The 19,716-nt window shown below is 42.8% G+C and carries 15 protein-coding genes; 3 read left to right on the top strand and 12 right to left on the bottom strand.

Annotated features, from left to right (window positions below):
• Positions 1-106: 106 nt before the first annotated feature.
• The 10 genes from HMPREF0999_RS07495 to HMPREF0999_RS07450 all read right to left on the bottom strand — a co-directional run bounded on the left by HMPREF0999_RS07495 (position 107) and on the right by HMPREF0999_RS07450 (position 13,785).
• The gene (locus HMPREF0999_RS07495) at positions 107-1,186 is read right to left on the bottom strand and encodes a FecR family protein (protein ID WP_029257215.1); all 1,080 of its coding nucleotides are present in this window, start codon (positions 1,184-1,186) and stop codon (positions 107-109) included.
• A 265-nt stretch (positions 1,187-1,451) separates the two neighbouring features.
• A complete protein-coding gene (locus HMPREF0999_RS07490; protein ID WP_034535561.1) occupies positions 1,452-2,000 on the bottom strand; it encodes an RNA polymerase sigma factor in 549 nt (182 codons plus the stop codon).
• Between the two features lie 150 nt (positions 2,001-2,150).
• Entirely contained in the window at positions 2,151-3,509 is a 1,359-nt protein-coding gene (locus HMPREF0999_RS07485; RefSeq protein ID WP_009275583.1) for a sulfatase, read from the bottom strand.
• A 26-nt stretch (positions 3,510-3,535) separates the two neighbouring features.
• On the bottom strand, positions 3,536-4,915 hold the full coding sequence (locus HMPREF0999_RS07480; RefSeq protein WP_009275582.1) for a sulfatase: 1,380 nt from the start codon (positions 4,913-4,915) through the stop codon (positions 3,536-3,538).
• 12 nt (positions 4,916-4,927) lie between these two features.
• On the bottom strand, positions 4,928-6,334 hold the full coding sequence (locus tag HMPREF0999_RS07475) for a sulfatase (protein ID WP_009275581.1): 1,407 nt from the start codon (positions 6,332-6,334) through the stop codon (positions 4,928-4,930).
• A 23-nt stretch (positions 6,335-6,357) separates the two neighbouring features.
• The gene (locus HMPREF0999_RS07470; protein WP_009275580.1) at positions 6,358-7,917 is read right to left on the bottom strand and encodes a RagB/SusD family nutrient uptake outer membrane protein; all 1,560 of its coding nucleotides are present in this window, start codon (positions 7,915-7,917) and stop codon (positions 6,358-6,360) included.
• Positions 7,918-7,921: 4 nt separating this feature from the next.
• Positions 7,922-11,299, bottom strand: a complete 3,378-nt coding sequence (locus HMPREF0999_RS07465) for a TonB-dependent receptor (RefSeq protein WP_009275579.1) — start codon at positions 11,297-11,299, stop codon at positions 7,922-7,924.
• A gap of 213 nt (positions 11,300-11,512) precedes the next feature.
• Positions 11,513-12,502, bottom strand: coding sequence for a FecR family protein (locus HMPREF0999_RS07460; protein ID WP_009275578.1), 990 nt, complete (start codon positions 12,500-12,502; stop codon positions 11,513-11,515).
• A 35-nt stretch (positions 12,503-12,537) separates the two neighbouring features.
• The gene (locus HMPREF0999_RS07455; protein ID WP_005854082.1) at positions 12,538-13,131 is read right to left on the bottom strand and encodes an RNA polymerase sigma factor; all 594 of its coding nucleotides are present in this window, start codon (positions 13,129-13,131) and stop codon (positions 12,538-12,540) included.
• Positions 13,132-13,140: 9 nt separating this feature from the next.
• The gene (locus HMPREF0999_RS07450; protein ID WP_005854080.1) at positions 13,141-13,785 is read right to left on the bottom strand and encodes an HD domain-containing protein; all 645 of its coding nucleotides are present in this window, start codon (positions 13,783-13,785) and stop codon (positions 13,141-13,143) included.
• Between the two features lie 228 nt (positions 13,786-14,013).
• Here HMPREF0999_RS07450 and HMPREF0999_RS07445 point away from each other — a divergent pair, with 228 nt between their 5' ends.
• Positions 14,014-15,153: an AAA family ATPase gene (locus HMPREF0999_RS07445; RefSeq protein ID WP_005854078.1), complete on the top strand. Its 1,140-nt coding sequence runs from the start codon at positions 14,014-14,016 to the stop codon at positions 15,151-15,153.
• 253 nt (positions 15,154-15,406) lie between these two features.
• On the opposite strand, the gene HMPREF0999_RS07440 is transcribed toward HMPREF0999_RS07445, so the two are convergent.
• A complete protein-coding gene (locus tag HMPREF0999_RS07440) occupies positions 15,407-16,168 on the bottom strand; it encodes a LytR/AlgR family response regulator transcription factor (protein ID WP_005854075.1) in 762 nt (253 codons plus the stop codon).
• 222 nt (positions 16,169-16,390) lie between these two features.
• Between HMPREF0999_RS07440 and HMPREF0999_RS07435 the strand changes: the two genes are divergently transcribed.
• Both HMPREF0999_RS07435 and HMPREF0999_RS07430 read left to right on the top strand, forming a co-directional pair.
• On the top strand, positions 16,391-17,392 hold the full coding sequence (locus tag HMPREF0999_RS07435; protein ID WP_005854073.1) for an alpha/beta hydrolase: 1,002 nt from the start codon (positions 16,391-16,393) through the stop codon (positions 17,390-17,392).
• Between the two features lie 59 nt (positions 17,393-17,451).
• On the top strand, positions 17,452-18,939 hold the full coding sequence (locus HMPREF0999_RS07430; protein ID WP_005854071.1) for a capsule assembly Wzi family protein: 1,488 nt from the start codon (positions 17,452-17,454) through the stop codon (positions 18,937-18,939).
• A gap of 9 nt (positions 18,940-18,948) precedes the next feature.
• Here the strand turns inward: HMPREF0999_RS07430 and HMPREF0999_RS07425 are convergent, their stop codons facing one another.
• Entirely contained in the window at positions 18,949-19,686 is a 738-nt protein-coding gene (locus HMPREF0999_RS07425) for a lysophospholipid acyltransferase family protein (RefSeq protein WP_005854069.1), read from the bottom strand.
• Positions 19,687-19,716: the final 30 nt, after the last annotated feature.

Raw genomic sequence — 19,716 nt, 5'->3', positions numbered from 1 at the left:
TAATTATTGATTAAACAAAGCTCCTGAGCCGGAAGATATGGCAGTATCTTCTGGCTCTCTTGTAAATGCAAACACGCTTACAGATCATTCCTTTCCCATAGGCAAATTATTTTAATAAAATTATATTATTCTCCCCGTCTCTCTCTTGGCGTAGAAAAAGAGATTGACAAATAATCTCAACAACTTCCTCCAAGTTCTCTCTCAGCTCCAATTTTCCTGAAATAGGTATTTCACCTATCTCTTTGCCAAATAAAATAGTCCGGCCATAATAACGAGACAACCGATTTAAGACCTCTCCAACCTTACGATCATTTAACAGCATCAAGTTATCTTTCCAACAAATATGTTCAAAGACATCTACCTTTTTGATCGATATCTCTTTACCCTTTAACTCAAGCATATCATCAGGGCTCAGCACATTCTTACCATTATCGCCATTTTTCACCTCGACCTGTCCTTCCACTAATACAACGGAAGCCGCAGGTTCATCCCGATAAGCACACACATTGAATCGAGTGCCAAGCACTTTTACCTCGATCGTACTCGTTTTAACAATAAAAGGGCGAGAAGGGTCCGCAGCAACTTCCAAATAGACCTCTCCATCCACTAATATCTCCCGCTTATCTTTAGCAAAAACCGTAGGAAAAATCACCCGGGTCTCTGCATTGATATACATTTTAGTACCATCTGAAAATACGATATTCGCACGCCGTCCTTTCGGTACTATTATTTGATCCGGCTCATCAATTTTAGTTTCTTGCTCATTCTTTTCTATTTGGTGTTCCTCTACATTTGATTTGCCTACCGTATCATAAATTACCGTAGCTTCATCTTTCAGTTGAACCCAACCTTGATCCTTCACCAAGACAATCTCATCCCCCGGCAAGGCGCCAACATTCTTTTCCTCCAACAAGGCCAAAGGCAATGAAGATTTATCATGTCCCATCATCCAAAAATAACATCCCACGGCAAGAAGCAACATGACGGCGGCCGCTACGGAAGAAACAAGATAGCGTATACGTAAAACAGAGGTCTTACGGGGAGCATTCAAACGTTCCTCCAACTTCTGCCAAGAAGAAAGTGCCAGTCGCAAATCCGCTCGCTCCTCTTCACGAACTTTACGCAACAAATCTTCTCCGGCTTGCCGAAATGAATCCTTCTCAACCATGTCCTGTTTCTTATTCACGAGATACCTGTTTACTCTTATTACGGATGGAATTCGTTTTGGTACTCACTTTTTACCGGGAAAAATAGCGAATCCGCCATTTTTTTCATTCTTACAACCTCTTTTGCCATCCCTAGGGCACGGCTGTGCCACCTTGATGGCACAACTATGCCACACCGATGGCACAGCTTTGCCACTTGGATGGCACGACTGTGCCATCAAGGCGAAAATTATTGGCACAATATATCTTTGATATACTGCGACATAAAAAGAGTCCAAGAATACATTAAAGCTCCAACGAGAACCACCGCCTTAACTTACGGAGTGTTCTAGACAATAAATTTTTACTGGATTGGTAATTTATGCCTAAAATACTAGCTATCTCATTATGCCCCAATTCATTTACATAATAAAGATAAATGATCTCTCGCTGATGGGGAGAAAGTTTTGTCAAGGCTTTCATCAAAAGTTTAACCCGATCGTCCGTATCTGTCGTATCCAATGCGATACGGGAGAATAACTCATCCACTTGAAACACGTCCTCATATAAGGAGACATCCTCCATTTTCCTGTTTTTCTCGATCGTATCATACAGCTTATGTCTTAAAGCCTTAAGCAGATATCCTCTGACATTCGCCGTCGGAGAGAGGGAAGTATGGTTTTGAATCAAATTGATAAAAATATCCTGTACGCAATCTTCCACCAAGTTCTTGTCGGGAAGTAACTTGATTCCATAATTGCGCAGCAATGCGTAAAATCGGCAATAAAGCTCACGGAAAGCTTCCTTATCTCCCTTCAGACACGATTCCCATAGCTTCTCATCGGATATTTCCATATAGATCATGTAGACAATAACTCCCACAGATTTGGCGCAAACATACAAAAAAACATTCAAATTCAGTTAAGAGCAATAAAAAATTACAAAAAAGCACGTACACCACCATGAATAACGATGTACGTGCTTCTAAAAAATCACATGGGAAAATCACTTATACCGTTTGCCTTGCCACGGTACCATACCCGTCTGACGGATATGCTCCATCAAGCCATTGAACAAGTTTTTATACGTATCTGAAGATCGTTCCCCGATCGGACTTTGTTCCTTCGGATCTTCCTTTATATTAAAGAATTGGATAGGCTCCCAAGGAGTATTTTGTAAAATCTTGAAATCCCGGTATTGAGATGCGTAATATGCCTGACCTCCATATCGGGAATTACCTTCCCTTCGCACCCAATGCACCATTCGATCTCCGGTATCTTGTTCCTCACCCCGTAAAAGAGGCAAGATACTGATACCGTCGATCTCATGTGATACAGGCACGGCTGTCAGATCGCATAAGGTCGGGAACATATCCGAAAGCATGACGAAATTATCACGTACCGCCGGACGGATCTGGTTCTTCCAATAAATACCTCCGGCTACCCGGATCCCTCCCTCATACATATCCTGCTTCGCGCCTCTGAACGGGCCGTTATTCGCACCCGCATCGTCCTGCCCTCCATTATCAGAGGTAAATATAATGATCGTATTCTCCAACTGGCCATTCTGTTCCAAGGCCTCATACACACGTCCGACGTTATAATCCAAATGCTCAATCAAGGCGACAATCTTAGCACGCTTCTCTGGAAGTGACGGTTCACGCTTTTTCACCTTTTCCAGCCATTCCTGAGGAGGTTGTATCGGGGTATGTGGGGCATTATAAGCTAGATACAAGAAGAAAGGCTCTTGCTTTTGCTTCATATCCGACAGGTAACGGATCGCCCAATCAGAGAAAATCTCTGTAGCATGTCCTTGTGGATCGATCTCTTTCAAGTTCTCACGCATATAATTATTTCCGAAACGACGATGGGTATAATAATCATCCATCATATCCCCTAAAAATCCCCGGTAGAAATCGAAGCCCCTTTCCGTAGGGGTATTCGGAGACTCCAATCCTAGATTCCATTTTCCAACCATCGCATTATGATAGCCTCTTTTCTTCAACATCTGGGGTAATAATACGGCATCCTCCGACAGATACCCCCAGCTATCCTCTTTATGCGTACGAATAACTCCCGGTACGCCTACCATATCCGGATAACGACCGGTTAATAACGAGGCTCTACTAGGAGAGGAGACCGGACAGTTCGCATGGAAATTCGTGAAACGAACTCCTTCATTTAATAATTTATCGATATGTGGAGTTTGAATGTCCTTGGCGGCTCCTTGACAGGACAAATCGCCATATCCCAAATCATCCACCAAAATCAGCAGGATATTCGGGCTATCCGGCAAAGCCTTTGTTTGTGCGGAAGCTGCGGAAAAAGCCAATCCGCAAGCCGCTGTTAGTATATATTTATTCATCTAATCTAGTGTTTTTAAATGTCCCATTACATCATATCACATACGGAAGGCTTGATCTTCATTCCTTTCTTATGTTTCTCACCGGCCTCGATCAGTAATTTCACGATCTCCGGATGCTTCTCCGCCTGATTGAACCTCTCCGAGATATCTGTCTCCACGTTATACAACAAGGGTTCTGCCGGAGTCTCGATCTTACAGGTTCGCAGATATTGGTCCTTGATCGTCTTAAAATAATACTTCCACTCCCCTTTACGGATCGCCATCAACTCGCTTCCCCACCAATAATAAACTTCATCACGGGCGGAATGCTTTTCCTCAAACAATAATCCGGTTTGATTCACGCCATCCAATACAAGATCTTTCGGTTGCTCGATACCCGCCATCGAGAGGAAAGTCGGATATAAATCCATCGAGGTCATAATCTCATCGTTGATCGCCGGATTGATTTTTCCCGGCATCCAACAAATGGCCGGAACCCGGAAGCCACCTTCCCACCAAGTACCCTTGCCATCCTTCAACGGACCTGCGGAACCACCATTCTCATGCTCCGTCAGCCAAGGGCCGTTATCGCTGGTAAAAATAACAAACGTATTCTCGTCCAAGCCATTTTCACGCAGAGCCTTCAACACCTCCCCAACGCTCCAGTCTATTTCCTCAACCACATCTCCGTACAGGCCTCGTTTGCTCGTTCCCTCGAAACGGGCATTCGTGTACAATGGGATATGCGGGAAGGTATGAGCGAAATAAAGGAAGAAAGGTTCCTTTGAATGATCCTTGATGAACGATACCGCTTTCTCCGTATAGCGACGGGTTAATTCTCCCTGATCCGGTTCCGATTCGATTTGCTTACCATCCAATATCAATGGAGTCGATGGAAAATTCCGGGCATGCGCGCCTTTATTCTGAACAGGGCTCATATCATTGGAATAAGGTATGCCGAAATAGGTATCAAAACCATGATCCGTCGGTAAATAGGGAGAAAACGCACCTAAATGCCATTTGCCTACACAGCCGGTCGCATACCCGTTTTGTTGTAAAACTTTGGCGATCGTGACCTCATCTTGTCCTAACCCAGCCTTTGAGTTAGGGAAAAGTACGGCTACCCGATCTCCATACAATCCATTTCGAACCGGCAAACGTCCGGTCATTAACGCGGCCCGACTTGGTGTAGAAACTCCGGCCCCCACATAAAACTGGGTCAGCTTCATTCCTTCACAAGCCATACGGTCTATATTCGGTGTGCGGATCGTGGGATTCCCATAGCAACTCAAATCCCCATATCCCATATCGTCACAGAATATGATTACAAAATTAGGCTTATTGGCCGCATCCGAGGCAGCGTTCAAGCTCAAGCTGTTCGATAATACCGCCGCTGTTAAAACAGACAATGATTTCAGTGTTTTCATATACGTATCTTTTTATTTAAGTAAACGGGGAAAAGGTTCATCTATGATACCGGCAGGACGCTGGTTCCGGCCTTCACATCCCCAATCTCCCATATCACTACGAACCTGTTCGATCCATTGATTCATCTTCGTCACTACTTCGGGATGTTTATCGATGACATTGGTTGTTTCCGACAAATCATTCGCCAAATTATATAAACGAGCTTCACCGACTTCCGTATCCGGGAAGTGAGGGCCTTTGATACGTTCCTTCAAAGGTAAATGATACTTCCAGTTTCCCCAACGTACCGCCTGTAATTGTTGTTTCTGGTAATAATAGAAAGTCTCCGTGGGCGATGCCATCGATTCTCCCTCCAAGATTCCAGACACATTATGCCCATCTATCACCCGGTCGGAAGGAACCGCATAACCGCAATAATGCGCCAATGTCGGTAAGAAATCCATCGAAGTCACCAGATTATCAGTCTCCTGTCCCGCCGGTATTTTAGCGGGCCATCTCATTATACAAGGCACCCTGAACCCACCTTCATACGTCGTACCCTTTTGGCCTCTCAACGGACGGTTCGTACCGCCGAAGTGTTCATCCGCACCATTATCGGAAGTAAAGATAACCAAGGTATTTTGATCCAATCCTTCCTCCTTTAAAGTCTCAAGCAAGACTCCCATCGACCAATCCAATTCCTCGGTCGCATCCCCATAGAGTCCGTTCTGAGACTTTCCCTTGAAAGCGGGAGAAGCCGCTAACGGATTATGAGTCATATTATGGCACAAATAAATAAAGAACGGAGATTCCTTATGAGACTTTATAAACTCCACAGTCTTATTAGTATAACGAATCGTCAAGGAATCATGACCGACTGGAGCCACTATTACCTCCTCCTGTTCCATCAAGGGTAACGGACAATACGGACGATCCATATCGTTACTATAAGGAATACCATAATAATAGTCGAAACCCTGCCGGGTAGGAAGAAATGGCAATTGATCCCCTAGATGCCATTTCCCGATACAAGCCGTCGCATACCCCTGCTCCTTCATCAACTCGGCGATCGTTATCTCACCGGGATTCAAGCCTTTATGCGAAGCTGGAAATAGCACTTGCCTCCCTTTGGACATCAAAGGTGTAGGGTCCGCATTTACATGCATGGAGACTCGCCTTGGATAACACCCTGTCAATAAAGCCGATCTGGAAGGTGTGCTCACGCTCGAACCCACATAAAAATCGGTCAGTCGTATTCCCTCTTTAGCCATCTGGTCGATATGGGGAGTACGATGCTTCGTACTCCCGTAACAACCTAAATCCCCATATCCGAAATCATCGATAAATACGATTATCACATTTGGCCTTTCCGCCGCTTGAGTAGCCACGGCCGCTCCGGAAAGGGCTAATACCGGTATCAATTTAGATATAAATTTCATTTCATCCTTCTTTTAGTTGAACATTACCAACCCGGGTTCTGATCCAAATTCGGATTCAAAGAGCGCTCGCTATCAGGAATAGGCAGTAAATCGTAATATTCCAGATATCCATTCGGGAACTTCGTCTCGATCACGCTTCCTTCATGATCTTTTATAATCATAGGATAAAGCGTCTTCCCGATTTTCCAACGTTTCACGTCTGACCAATAACGGCCTTCCAACGCTAACTCAATCCGTCTCTCATGTCTTACTTTCTCACGAGCCTCCTCACGACTCATAGATGTCGGCAGCAAAGAGATCTTAACGTCATCCCTTTCCGTACGGATCCGGTTGAGGATAGCGATCGCATCCGCTACATTTCCATTCGTCTCAATAATCGCCTCCGCTTTTGACAATAAGACATCCGCATATCTCAGTATGATATCATTGATATAAGACTGCCCGGAAGGAGGAAGCTTTGACTCATCCTGAATCCGATATTTACGGGTACTTAAATGTTTCAACCGATTACCGGCATGATTAAACGCACCTCCCGGATACAGGTAATTAGGGAAACGATAGCCCAAGAAATAAGAACCCGGAAGTACAGCCGTGAAACCTAAACGAGGATCCCGGTTCTCATAAGGATTCTCGGGATCTACAGGAGAGCCGTCGATCGTCTCATAAGCCGCTACCAAATCATCCGTAGGGACATAACGGCTTCCACGGGTCCAACTTCCGGTACCCGTTCCGCAATACTGGTCAATATAGGAACCTTGCGAATTCTCGCCTTCAATATATTGGATATCAAACAATACTTCCTTATTGTTCTCATTAGCCGGATCAAACAAGCCCTCATAACTATGGAATAGACCATATTTCTTCAACGCATCAATTTGCTCGACACAAGCCAGAACCTCCTTGTATTTACCTTGGTATAAGTAGGCTCGCATTTTCATACCTAAAGCCGCCCCCTTGGTAGCACGCCCCGGCTCGGGAGCATCCACTCCCAAATTGGTGATCGCAACCTCATAATCATCCAACGCCTGTTGCCAAGTCTCCTCCAAACTCGCCCGCTTCAAGCTACGAGCTTCTTCCGTGGAAATGTTCGTCAATATAATAGGTACCCCACCATAGGTTTCCGCTAGCACGGAATAAGCCAGTCCCCGTAGAAAATGAGTCTCACCTGAATATTTGGCTTTCGCTTCTTCCGATAAATCCACTAAATCCATACAGGCCAACAAATAGTTTGCCCGGGAGATTATCTCGTAACATCTTTTCCAACGATACGTTACGACTCCTCCGTCACTAGAGCTCAATCGCCCGGCACCCAGCTTATTAAAAACCTCATCCGTTCCCCAGTTAAATGCGTTAGGGGTAGCTCCATCCGTTATGCCAAAGCCAAACAAGCCTTGATTATAAACCTCTTTTTCCCTCAATTGAGCATAGACACCATTTAAAAGGAGTTTGATATCCGATTCATTTTCCGGGAAACTCGCCGAAGTAATCTTATCCTCAGGATACAAATCCAAATAATTCTCCATACATCCCGTGAAAGAGACACATAGTATAATTGATAAGCAATATGCTAATAACTGTTTCATACTTTTAGAAATTAAGATTTATACCAAATGTAAATATTCTCGGAGTCGGGTAATAATTGGTACCCGAATCAAACGTATTTCTTTCCGGATCATATCCTTCATACCCTTTTTTCCACATAATCGTAAACAGGTTCTGGGCATTCGCATATACATACAACCGTTGCATTTTTAGCTTTGAGGTAATCCATTCAGGGAACGCATAACCTAATTGTAAGTTCTTCAATTTCAAGAAATCGATACGATGTACCCAAAATGAGGAGTCATACGTGTCCCATGAAGAGTCAAACCGAAGCATCGGTATATTTGAGTCCGGATTCTCTGGGCTCCACGCATCCCGCCATTTATCAGAAATAGTCAGCCATTCGTATTGCATACGGGTCATGCCGCTCTTCGTAAACGCATTCGCCTGTCCCAAACCTTGGAATAAGATATTTAAGTCAAACCCTTTATAGCGTAAGCCGGCAGTAAGTCCATACGTAATTTTAGGAATCGTATTACCAAGTACTTGTTTATCTTGATAGTCTAATTTTCCATCGTTATTAACATCCTCGTATTTCAGATTTCCCATTTCCGGCTTAAGCCCATTGCTATGCATATGTTGAGCGGCTTCTTCGTCCGATTGATAGATGCCAACCGCTTTATAGCCATACAAAGCCTTATACGGATATCCCTCACGAATCAAATAAAGCTGGTCCGGAGAGTTTCCTCCTTGAAATTTCGTTACTTTATTATCGATATACGTAAAGTTTAGTCCTACGTTAAATCCAAGGCGATCTCTGCTCGTCTCAAGATTATCATAATTCACGACTAACTCAAAACCATTATTTTTCATCTCGCCCACATTCTCAAACGGTGCGGTCTTATCCCCTAATACGTTTGGTATTGGCAATTGAACGATAATATCGGTTGTTTTTTTATTGAAGTAATCAGCTTCTATATTCAACTTATTACCTAAGAAGCCCAAATCCACGCCAATATCCAAGGAAGAGGTAGTTTCCCAAGTAATATCCTCATCCACCAAAGCGGTTACGGCAGCACCCGGAGCCAATGAGCCTCCATAATTATAACTCAAGTCATAATTTTGGGAGATCACTGTTAAATAAGGCCAATATCCTTCAATGGTTTGATTGCCTAATTGTCCCCACGACGCACGTAGTTTCAAATTAGAAAACAGATTCAGGTTCTTAATAAACGCCTCTTCACTCAAACGCCATCCTGCAGAGAAACCCGGAAAAACACCCCAGCGATTTCCCCGTTTAAAACGAGAGGAGGCATCGGCACGGAGATTCATCTCAAATAAATATTTATCCGCAAAGGCATAATTCAATCGACCAAAATAAGATGCCATGCGTAGACCTTCAAAATTTCCCTCTCCCTTGATACCTTCCGTTCCCGCATCCACTTGGGTTAATCCTTCTTTGGGTGGGTTGGTTCTTCGGGCAAATACGTTCTTTATACTGTAATTCTCCAATTGGGTACCAAGGATAGCGGCAACATAATGCTTATCCGCAAATCGCTTGCTATAGTTTAATGTCGCTTGGAAATTATTACGCATAGTCGATACTTGCTCTCTACTCAACACAATACCATCACGATTGTAATTTTTCGGTATCGTCTCTATGCCAGAATCCGTATATCCATAAAGGGTCTCATTATATTTATCAACCATTTTCCAATTGCCATTAGAGGCCCATGTTACTTGTAAGTTCAAGTCTTTCGTAAAATCTACGGTAGCGAAAGCATTTACAGCCATATAATCCTTGGATGTTTTAGTCGCCCCGTTCGAAGCGTCTATAACCGGCTGATAAGTCGTATACAATAAAGTACCATCATCCTTAATCGCTTCTACCGAACCGAAACGGCCATCCCGGGTATATGGAGCGATGAAAGGAGCCGCACCTTGTTGCTGTTCGAATACACGGAACAAATCAAAAGGCTCTTGGGAATTCCTACGAGTATAATTCAAACGAGCGCCAACTCTCAACCATGAATTCACTTTATACTCCACATTTGCCCGGATACCGAACCGCTCCGCCTTAGAGTTCATCAAAATACCTTCCTGACTCAAATAGTTCAAAGACAAGAAGGAAGATAGTTTCTCCGATCCACCGCGAATGGATAAATTATGCCCTGTTATTAAAGCATTCCGATAAAGAGAGTCATACCAATCCGTATTCGGGTATTTATAAGGATCTGTTCCATTAGCGAAATTAGAGATCAATGTTTCCGAGAAAAGAGGGTTCTCTCCCCCATTCACCAAAGCTTGATTCGCCATAGTCATATGCTCGGCGCTATTCGTCACTAAATCAAAATGACGTCCGATCTGCTGCATTCCGACGTAAGAGTTCAACTCTACTTGGGTTTTCTCATTATTCTTTCCCATCTTCGTCGTAACCAAAACGACACCGTTAGCGGCCTTTGATCCGTAAATAGCCGCACTAGCCGCATCCTTCAAGACTGTGATACTTTCGATGTCACTCGGATTTACTTGGCTGAATACCCCTTCTACTCCGTCAATAATCACCAACGGGTCCGAATTATTCAATGTACCCCAGCCACGAATTCTCAATTGCGCTCCATCATCTCCCGGCTTACCCGAATTCTGGCTGATCCACACGCCGGAAACCTTTCCGGAAAGTGCTTGAGAAGCATCAGTGATCGGACGGTTCGCCAATTCCTCATCAAACTTCACGGAAGAAACAGAACCTGTCAAATTTACTTTCTTCTGGGTTCCATAACCTACAACTACGACCTCATCCAAAGCCTGTGTATCCTCCCTTAAACGTACATTCAATGAAGTCTGTCCCGCAATAGCGACAGTTGTTGGCATAAAGCCGATATAAGAAAATTGAAGTGTCGCGTTATCCGATACCTCCAAAATAAATTTACCATCAAAGTCTGTTATCGTACCATTTGTAGTACCTTTCTCCACAACATTCGCTCCAATGATAGGTTCCCCTTTTGAATCGACAACAACACCCGTTATTTTTTTGGCTTGCTGGGTGACCGCATTCGCTAGAGGTTTTTCAAATAAGTAGATCTTTCCATTTTTAACTTCATAACTTAATGACGTGCCCTCCGTTATTTTATCCAATACATTTGTCAATTCTGCATTCGTAAAATTAACGCTCACTCTCCGATTCAAATCTACGATTTGTTTGCTATACGCAACACTCAACCCGGTTTGGTGGGTGATGGTAGCTAAAACTTTCTCCACTTTCGCATTGTCCAGCACAATAGAAACCCGCTGAGCCGAGGCGGTAGCCGTGAAACTCAGCAAGGATATGACTAAAAATAGAAAGGTTAACTTCATGGCATTCGGTATTTTCTCAATTAATATTAAAAGGCACCTACGCCGAGGGCTTTCTTGCTTTTCTTTCATATATTTGTATTGATTTTAATAGTTGGTATTAGAAATTTATTTTTAATACGACCGGCAGCCGAAAAGGGTAGGAGCTTTTCGGCTGTTCTTATGTTATCTATTTATGAGGAATCCATACGCATATCTATTTTAAGGTTAACACTCTGTTTCCTGCTCTCCTATCAAATAGACACACGACAAATCTAAAAGGATGAGTCGTTATAGCTAATTTTTTTATTTTTTCATCCGGACTTCTATCTTGCCCCCTTTTTCCTCGAATAGTACAGGCGTGATTTTTTCCAATTCTTTTAATACCGTGGTCAAATTGACGCTATCGGTCGTTATCGTATACGTATATCGCAAAGCGGCAGAATCCTTCACGTCAAAGGATATATCATAAGTTCGAGCCAATGTTTTCATTACGTCCGATAAAGGGGCGCTCTTAAATACGAGCACATTACGTCTCCATGCCGAATACATCTTGACATCGTGGGAACGGAGTACCTCACAACGTCCGGAAGCCTTGTTATAAATCGCTTTTTCTCCCGGGCGTAATTGATAAGATTTGAAGGATCTTGATTTCAACTCGATAGATCCTGTCTCTAAAGCGACGAATATAGCTTCTTCCTCCGGATAGGCTTTCACATCAAAGGTAGTACCCAACACTTTTATATCCATATAAGAAAGATCCACGATAAAAGGCCGATTCTTGTTCTTGGCGACCTCGAACCAAGCCTCTCCTTCCAAATAAACCTTACGTTCGGAGAGACCGAATTTTTTCGGATAACGAATACGGCTTCCCGAATTCAAATGGACCTTACTTCCATCTTGAAAAAGCAGCTGCATGCGTTCCCCATTAGGTACGTACACCTCGTCATACCCACCATCCGCCAACAAATCCACTTGTGAGTTTATGCGTATGAAAAGTCCTATAATTAAAGCAATCGGTATAAAGACCGCAGCCGCATACGCTATAAAACGGCGTATTTTTTGTCGGCGGAGTTGCCGCATAATATTCTGATACATTACGGCTGAGGGTATCGGATGGTCGATCCATGCCTCTTCCTCCCCCATATGAATCGTTTTCTCATCCTGATCGATACGCTCAGCAAGCCATGCCTGTCCTTCCGGGGTCTTAAACCAACGAACAACCTCACAAGACTCCTCGGAAGTAGCCTCATTATTTAGCGTTTTCTCTATGATCGATAGATCGGGTATTTTCATATTCATTTTCTTTTATCAATTGACACGCAAAGCCATCAATAGGATGAGTTCCACAAATATAAAAGAAATAAAAATAGTCTCTCGAAATGTGCCCGCAGTATTTTTATCGCTTGCGCATAATGTGTTTTTACCGTGGGGACCGAGATATTCATCTTATCGGCGATTTCTTGATTAGAAAGATTCCCTTTCAGCTTATACAGACAGACTTGGCGTTTCTGCTCCGGCAAGTGATCGATCGCTTGGTAAAAATGAGACATCATATCTTGTTCCTCTATCTTTATAAGCAGTTCATCCTCATATTCCGGCGCTGATTGTACGATCTCATAATTTTTCTCTACGGCGCTATTATTATTCCGGATCTCATTTAATACGTGATTCTTTAGCATTGTATAGAGATAGTTCCTTAAATTCACGTTCACCATCAGTAGGGAACGTGCCTCCCACAATTTCAGAAAAACTTGCTGTACGGCATCTTCCGAAGAATATGTACTTTTCAAATATTTATAGGCCAACACATACAATAATTTATGATACCGCTCATAAATAACAGTAAACGCATCCTCGCTCCCCTGCCTCAATGAGGTGAGCAGATCTTCATCGCTCCGTATGGATTTCTGAAAAAAAGACATTCGAGAAGACTATATAATATACGATTCGCTATTTAACAGACGTTCCGCTTCCTCCTTCATGGCATCCGGCACCTGTGTAACCGCACCTTCACTGATCGATCGGATAAATTCCGGATACTCTTTACGGTAAACATCCAACATCCGGTTCGCAAAAACAAACATCATCGTATATTGGATATTCGCCAGCCGATCACACATTTTTATAAAAGAAGCGAATTTAGTCTGCCGTATTCCTTGATAATACAGGTCATTCGCCCGTTCTCCCCGGTTTCGTCCTTTTTCATTCGTTAAGGCGTATACGATTTCCGGAACTTGGTCTTCCAAGTGCTGTCTCACGCCTTCCGGCAAGACAAAGCCTCCCCCCTTGAACTCTTTCAGGAATTTCACGACATCATTATAGGTCATCCGTGCATCTTCTATCGTATCATGCAGAAAAGCAGAGGCATACAAAATCAGTATATCCGCCTCGGTCTCAGCTACCAGATATCCGTAGCGAGAGACATACGATACCGTCATTTTCAGATGAAATCCATAAGGCAACACATGATCATATTTCTGATTCACATCATCATGTATACGAAAAGCAGCCTTCTCCATACTGCAGATCCAAGGATAATAACGCTTTACTAGAGCGATAAATGATTGTTTTTCCATTCTTTCTATACTAAAGATTAATCTTTACGCATGGCAATAATACACAGTTCCGAAACCGCTGTTTCCGAAACGGCGGTTTCTACAATGCGAAGATATATAAATAATCGAATTAAATCACTCTATATCAAATTATTTAATACGGACTCCCACACGTGCAAGTGAAACATACCGTTTCCTTTCTTTATTATGGATATAATTATTATATTTGCAATAAAATGCATTTATATTATGGAGACAATCGCAATGATGAATCCTTTTGTCGTGGGTAGATATGTATCAGACAAATATTTTTGTGACCGTGAGGGAGAGACAAGCTTCTTGATTAAACAGATTGAGAACGGACGTAATGTCGCATTGATTTCTCCACGCCGTTTGGGTAAGACCGGATTGATCCAACATCTTTTTCATCAAGAATCGATAGAAAAAAATTATCATGCGTTCTTTGTGGATATTTATGCCACTACTTCATTAACAGAGTTCGTATATCTATTAGGAAAAGCCATCTATGACGAATTGAAGCCAAAGAAAACGGTTTGGACGGAACGGTTCTTTCAAATCATAACCTCATTGCGTGCGGGTTTTAAACTGGATATGGTAACCGGAGAACCTTGTTTTGATATTGGGCTAGGAGACATTCAAGCACCACAAACAACACTTGATGAGATCTTCGCTTATCTAGAGACCGCAGATAAACCATGTATCGTGGCGATCGATGAGTTCCAACAAATTGGCGGCTATGAGGAGAAAAATGTAGAAGCGTTGTTGCGAACCAAGATTCAACAATGCAAGCAGACTATGTTTATCTTCTCCGGCAGTAAACGCCATTTGATGAGTAATATGTTTAATTCCTCTTCCAAGCCTTTTTATCAAAGCGCTATTAGTATAGGACTTAAGCCAATACCCATTCATATCTATGTGGAGTTCGCCAACCGGCTTTTTGAGCAAAGGGGAAAGCTTATCGACAAATCCGTAATAGAAGAAGTTTATCGGATGTTCGATGGCTATACTTGGTTTGTGCAAATGATAATGAACGAACTTTTCGCATTGACCGAAGAGGGTGAGCGTTGTAGTATGGATAAGATAGAAATAGCCCGCAAGAATGTGATTCTAACACAAGAAAGTAGTTACAAGGATCTACTTGCCAATCTTGCTCCCAAACAAAAACTTGTTTTACAAGCTATCGCCAAAGAGGGCAGAGCAGAAGGTCTCACGTCATCAGCATTTATCAAAAAATACAAGCTACCCTCAGCCAGTTCTGTACAATCTGCGGTCAAACCTCTGTTGAAAAATGATTTGATAACACAGGAAGATGGCTTTTATAGGGTATATGACTACTTTTTCGCGGATTGGATGGCTAGAATATATTGACTCTCTTGTATGTAAATGTCAGAAAATAAGCAAATCTTAGTAGGCACTATCCGTTACTGAAGTAAATAATTTACGACTTGAAATGTAAATTCCTTATGCGGTGAAAATGAATTATTTAGACAACATACTTAATCGCTTGCAAAAGGCTTCTCAAGTGATTAGTTATTCACTTCCCAAGCCGTTAGTTATTCACTTCAGAAGCCTATTACACCCTGCAAAACAGATAAAATTAGGGAGAAAAGAAGAGGAACCATCAAATAATATCCAGCCGTTCTCTCAGTTGTTTAAAATAGCGATGCGAGGCGATCCTCTCCTCCTCTTGGAAGGGGGGATAGAACTCGCATCGTAAGGTCTTATTCTCGATGAACATCAAATAAGTCAAGTTCACAATGCAATCTTGGCTTATTTGAACAAACGTATTATTGATAGACAACAAATCTTTCGCTGTCGTGCCCATTTTTAGTTTATGAGTAGTACGGGAAGTCAAGACAATCTGCCAGCAACGCTGATCTCCCAAGAACTGAAACAGGAATATCTCCTCACAACGGACTAGCAAAAGACCCGAAACGGTTTGGATCGCAAATCGACTATCCCGATTCAATATTTTCCGCAAGGATCTCTCCATGCAGGCAACATCCGCAGGTTCTGTCGTATGAAAACGTTCGATGAGTGCCGCTAACTCATCAATTAAATAAGGTTTTAACAAATAATCAAACGCAGAGGCACGTAGGGCATCCAATATATATTTATCGTATACCGTATAGAAAACGACTCTCAAGTTCGGAAGAATATCATCCCGTATATCATCCAGCAAATCAAAGCCAGACATGTCCGGAAGTTCCACATCCAAAAACACCAAATCCGGTTGATACTTAAGGATATGCCTCTTGCCTAATTCCGCCGTTGTCGCTGTATCTAATATCCTTACCTCCGAGAAGGCCAATAGATCGTTTTGCAATTTCTGGATCGATCCAAGGTCATCATCTATGATTATTACTGTTATTTCCGGTTCCATACACGCTTCCATTTTCCAACAAAGTAAAATATTTATTGTTAAGATAAAAAATTAACGGCTTACCATAAATAGTGCTTTTTACGTATAAGTTGCAATATTCACGTTTATCCTATCGTTTTTCATGCTTATCTGTCATTTTTTATTTTATGATCTTGGTTAATTACCATTGATTGATAAACCCTATCTTTGCAAATACAGTTATAAAATAGAAACAATATATTTATGTCTCGAAAAATAAATCTTATTATATTCCTCTGTTTCATTTTATGCGAGGTATATGCCCAATACGTACCCGATGTATTGGGAGATGGTTATTTACGCCGTACCTTCCAGATGCCGGATGATTATGAGGGGAAGGTAGTTTGCACACTGGTCAAGAAACCTCAACTGGATAGCGTAAAACAGGCCGTGCTGTATATCCATGGCTATAATGACTATTTTTTCCAGAAACAATTAGGGGATAGCGTAAACGCTCACGGATATAATTTCTATGCGATGGACTTGCGGAAATACGGACGTTCGATATTACCCAATCAAAACCCGTTCTTTTGCAAGAGCCTAAAAGAGTATTTCGCTGATATCGATACCGCTTTGGCCACCATCCGGTCTGAAGGCAACGAGCGGATATTATTAATGGCGCATTCTACAGGCGGATTGATCACACCTTATTATTTGAATAGTAAAAAAGGAGAGTTACCGGTAGACGGGCTTATTCTGAACAGCCCTTTTCTAGATTGGAATTTCGGATGGTTAATGGAGAAAGTCGTACTGCCAACCGTTGCGTTTGTCGGGAGGCTATTTCCGAATCTTACCGTACAAGGTTTGGGTGATCCGAATTACGCTTATAGCCTGCTTAAGCAGTATAAAGGAGAATGGGAATTTGATACGAACTGGAAAATGATATTCGGGCATCCGAAAAAAGCCGGATGGATCAAAGCCATACAAGAAGCGCAACAGACGGTACAAAAAGGGTTAAAACTGGATTGTCCGATACTAGTGATGTCTTCCAACAAATCTTTTCCGGAAACAGAGACATGGCATGAGGAATACATGACCTCCGACATCGTCTTGGATGTTCAAGACATTCAAAAATACGGGGAGAAACTAGGAGACAAAGTCACGAGAGATACCATTCCAAACGGCATCCACGATCTGATCCTATCTCAAAAGCCCTATCGGAACGATGCCTATCAAACTATATTCGAGTGGTTAAAGAAACAATAATGGTTGCACCAAACATATAAATCCTTACCTTTGCGCCCAGACAAAACATTTATATATACATGAAATCAGTGCGATCAATTTTTATAGGTCTGACTTGTCTGGGGATGGCAACGGCTAGTTTCGCTCAAGAAGAAGAGACAACTCCGGAAGCGACTACCTACAAGGCCGAAATATTCGGATCGGTAGCTAGTGGCGACAATACCCCTTTCTGGATGGTTAGCAATCGATACGGAATTGTTCCTTTGGAAGCGAATAACGGATATTTGAATGCGGGAGTATTCCATAATCAAACTTTTGGCAAAGGTTTTCGCTGGGGAGCCGGATTAGACGTAGTGGCCGCAGTTCCTCGTCATCGCAATTTCTTTATCCAACAAATATATGCCGAGTTAGGTTACAAATGCTTGCTATTGAGTGTAGGAAGCAAGGAACGCTATAATTCACTTTGGGATCGTTGGCTTAGCTCGGGCGATATCGTGCAATCCGCCAATGCCCGCCCGATACCGGAAGTGAACATCAGCATTCCGGAATTTACCGTCGTTCCTTTAACGAAAGGCTGGATGCAAGTCAAAGGAGACTTTGCCGTCGGTCGTTCTTTCGACAAGGATTATCTGGCTAACTTCACAAACAATAAGCAGACTTATGTAGATAACGTTTTATGGCATCATAAATCATTATTTGTACAGATTAAGGATACACGCAATGACTTCCCGTTATCCGGTGTAATCGGAGTACAGCATTGGGCACAATGGGGAGGAACCTCAACCAATCCTAAGATCGGAAAGCAGCCTCAATCCATCAAGGACCTTATCCGGGTTATTTGCGGCAGCGAAGGGGGTGGCGACGCAACAGTCTCCGATCAAATCAACGTACTGGGTAATCATTATGGCTCTTACGATTTCAAATTGGCTTTTACACAACCTAACTGGCAAGTATCCGCCTATTACCAACATTTCTTCGAGGATAAATCCGGTATGATATTCGTAAACAATACCGACGGATTATGGGGAGGGCAATTGGATTTACCAAAATTCCCGTGGTTGCGTAAGGTGGTCGTGGAGTATCTGGTTACAAGAGACCAAAGCGGACAGTTCCACTTCATCGATTTTGATCACGACCTACATCCCGGCGTAGGTGGCGGTGGTGATGATTATTATAACAACGGAGAATACACTACCGGAGCCTCTTATTTTAACCGGGCGATAGGTTCTCCTCTGATCCCAAGTCCGGAGTATAACGAGAACGGTTCATTAGGATTCAAGAACAACCGTGTTCGTGACTGGCATTTCGGTGCGGAAGGCTCTATCTCCTCACAAGTATCTTATCGGGTATTAGTCACCGTGATGAATAGTTGGGGTAGACATGCCACCCCTTTCCTTAGCAAGAAAAGAGGAGCTTCCGGACTTTTAGATATCTCTTATCAACATCCCCGTTTATCGGGATGGGAATTTACAGGGTCTTTGGCAGCTGATGCCGGTTCCATGTTCGGCGATAACTTCGGATTCAGCCTGAAAGTAGCGAAACGTGGCATCTTGAAAAGCTGGAAATAATAACCTAAATTATTTATATTCTTCCCACAAGGCAGATGCTATGATTTCTTGAGTCTGATCAGCGAACGCTTGCATTCCTTTGTGGGAAGTGTCTATATTCTCGGTAGAAACCGCCGGATGGATCACCATCTCCATCCGATGACGATGGACATTCAACGACCCGATCGGCAAGACATCAAACGGCCCGTTTAAGGTGATCGGAATAATAGGCAAATGCTGATCCAGAGCCATTTGATAAGCCCCTTTCTTGAAACGGATCATTTTCCCGTCATACGTACGCGAACCTTCCGGAAAAACAACCACGGAAGCCCCGTTTCGAAGACAACGCTCCGCCTCCAAAACACTACGAGCGGCGGCCTTCGGCGTAGAATTATCGACAAAGATAAAACCGGCGGCACGGCAAGCAGCCCCGACAAACGGAATCTTAGCGATACCCGCCTTCATCACCCACTTAATGGGAACGCCTAAGAAACCATATATCAAGAAAATATCAAACGCGCCTTGATGATTAGCTACGAAAACATACGATTGTTTCCGGTCTATATGCTCACGCCCTTTTACCGTCACCGGACAAAGCGCCAGATAGCAAGTCAATCGAGACCAGATCATACCCGGATAATAAGCGAAGATTTTCTCTCCCCCCAATAGACAACCGATGATAACCGTCACAGCCGTAAGTATAGTCAGTACCAGAAATACAGGTACAAAAAACAGCCACAAATAAACTATGTAAAGTATTCTTCCCATACGTAACTATATTATAACACAAATATAGAA

Origin of the sequence: Parabacteroides sp. D25, from assembly GCF_000307475.1 — a bacterium.
Taxonomy (GTDB): domain Bacteria; phylum Bacteroidota; class Bacteroidia; order Bacteroidales; family Tannerellaceae; genus Parabacteroides; species Parabacteroides distasonis.
The sequence above is the reverse complement of the archived record's forward strand: the minus strand, read 5'-3'. Positions and strand labels throughout refer to the sequence as shown.

Coding starts and splice junctions, on each gene's coding strand:
- HMPREF0999_RS07490 (WP_034535561.1), bottom strand. CDS start 2,000: ATGGAAATATCCGATGAGAAGCTATGGGAATCGTGTCTGAAGGGAGAT.
- HMPREF0999_RS07485 (WP_009275583.1), bottom strand. CDS start 3,509: ATGAATAAATATATACTAACAGCGGCTTGCGGATTGGCTTTTTCCGCA.
- HMPREF0999_RS07480 (WP_009275582.1), bottom strand. CDS start 4,915: ATGAAAACACTGAAATCATTGTCTGTTTTAACAGCGGCGGTATTATCG.
- HMPREF0999_RS07475 (WP_009275581.1), bottom strand. CDS start 6,334: ATGAAATTTATATCTAAATTGATACCGGTATTAGCCCTTTCCGGAGCG.
- HMPREF0999_RS07470 (WP_009275580.1), bottom strand. CDS start 7,917: ATGAAACAGTTATTAGCATATTGCTTATCAATTATACTATGTGTCTCT.
- HMPREF0999_RS07465 (WP_009275579.1), bottom strand. CDS start 11,299: ATGAAAGAAAAGCAAGAAAGCCCTCGGCGTAGGTGCCTTTTAATATTA.
- HMPREF0999_RS07460 (WP_009275578.1), bottom strand. CDS start 12,502: ATGAAAATACCCGATCTATCGATCATAGAGAAAACGCTAAATAATGAG.
- HMPREF0999_RS07455 (WP_005854082.1), bottom strand. CDS start 13,131: ATGTCTTTTTTTCAGAAATCCATACGGAGCGATGAAGATCTGCTCACC.
- HMPREF0999_RS07450 (WP_005854080.1), bottom strand. CDS start 13,785: ATGGAAAAACAATCATTTATCGCTCTAGTAAAGCGTTATTATCCTTGG.
- HMPREF0999_RS07445 (WP_005854078.1), top strand. CDS start 14,014: ATGGAGACAATCGCAATGATGAATCCTTTTGTCGTGGGTAGATATGTA.
- HMPREF0999_RS07440 (WP_005854075.1), bottom strand. CDS start 16,168: ATGGAACCGGAAATAACAGTAATAATCATAGATGATGACCTTGGATCG.
- HMPREF0999_RS07435 (WP_005854073.1), top strand. CDS start 16,391: ATGTCTCGAAAAATAAATCTTATTATATTCCTCTGTTTCATTTTATGC.
- HMPREF0999_RS07430 (WP_005854071.1), top strand. CDS start 17,452: ATGAAATCAGTGCGATCAATTTTTATAGGTCTGACTTGTCTGGGGATG.
- HMPREF0999_RS07425 (WP_005854069.1), bottom strand. CDS start 19,686: ATGGGAAGAATACTTTACATAGTTTATTTGTGGCTGTTTTTTGTACCT.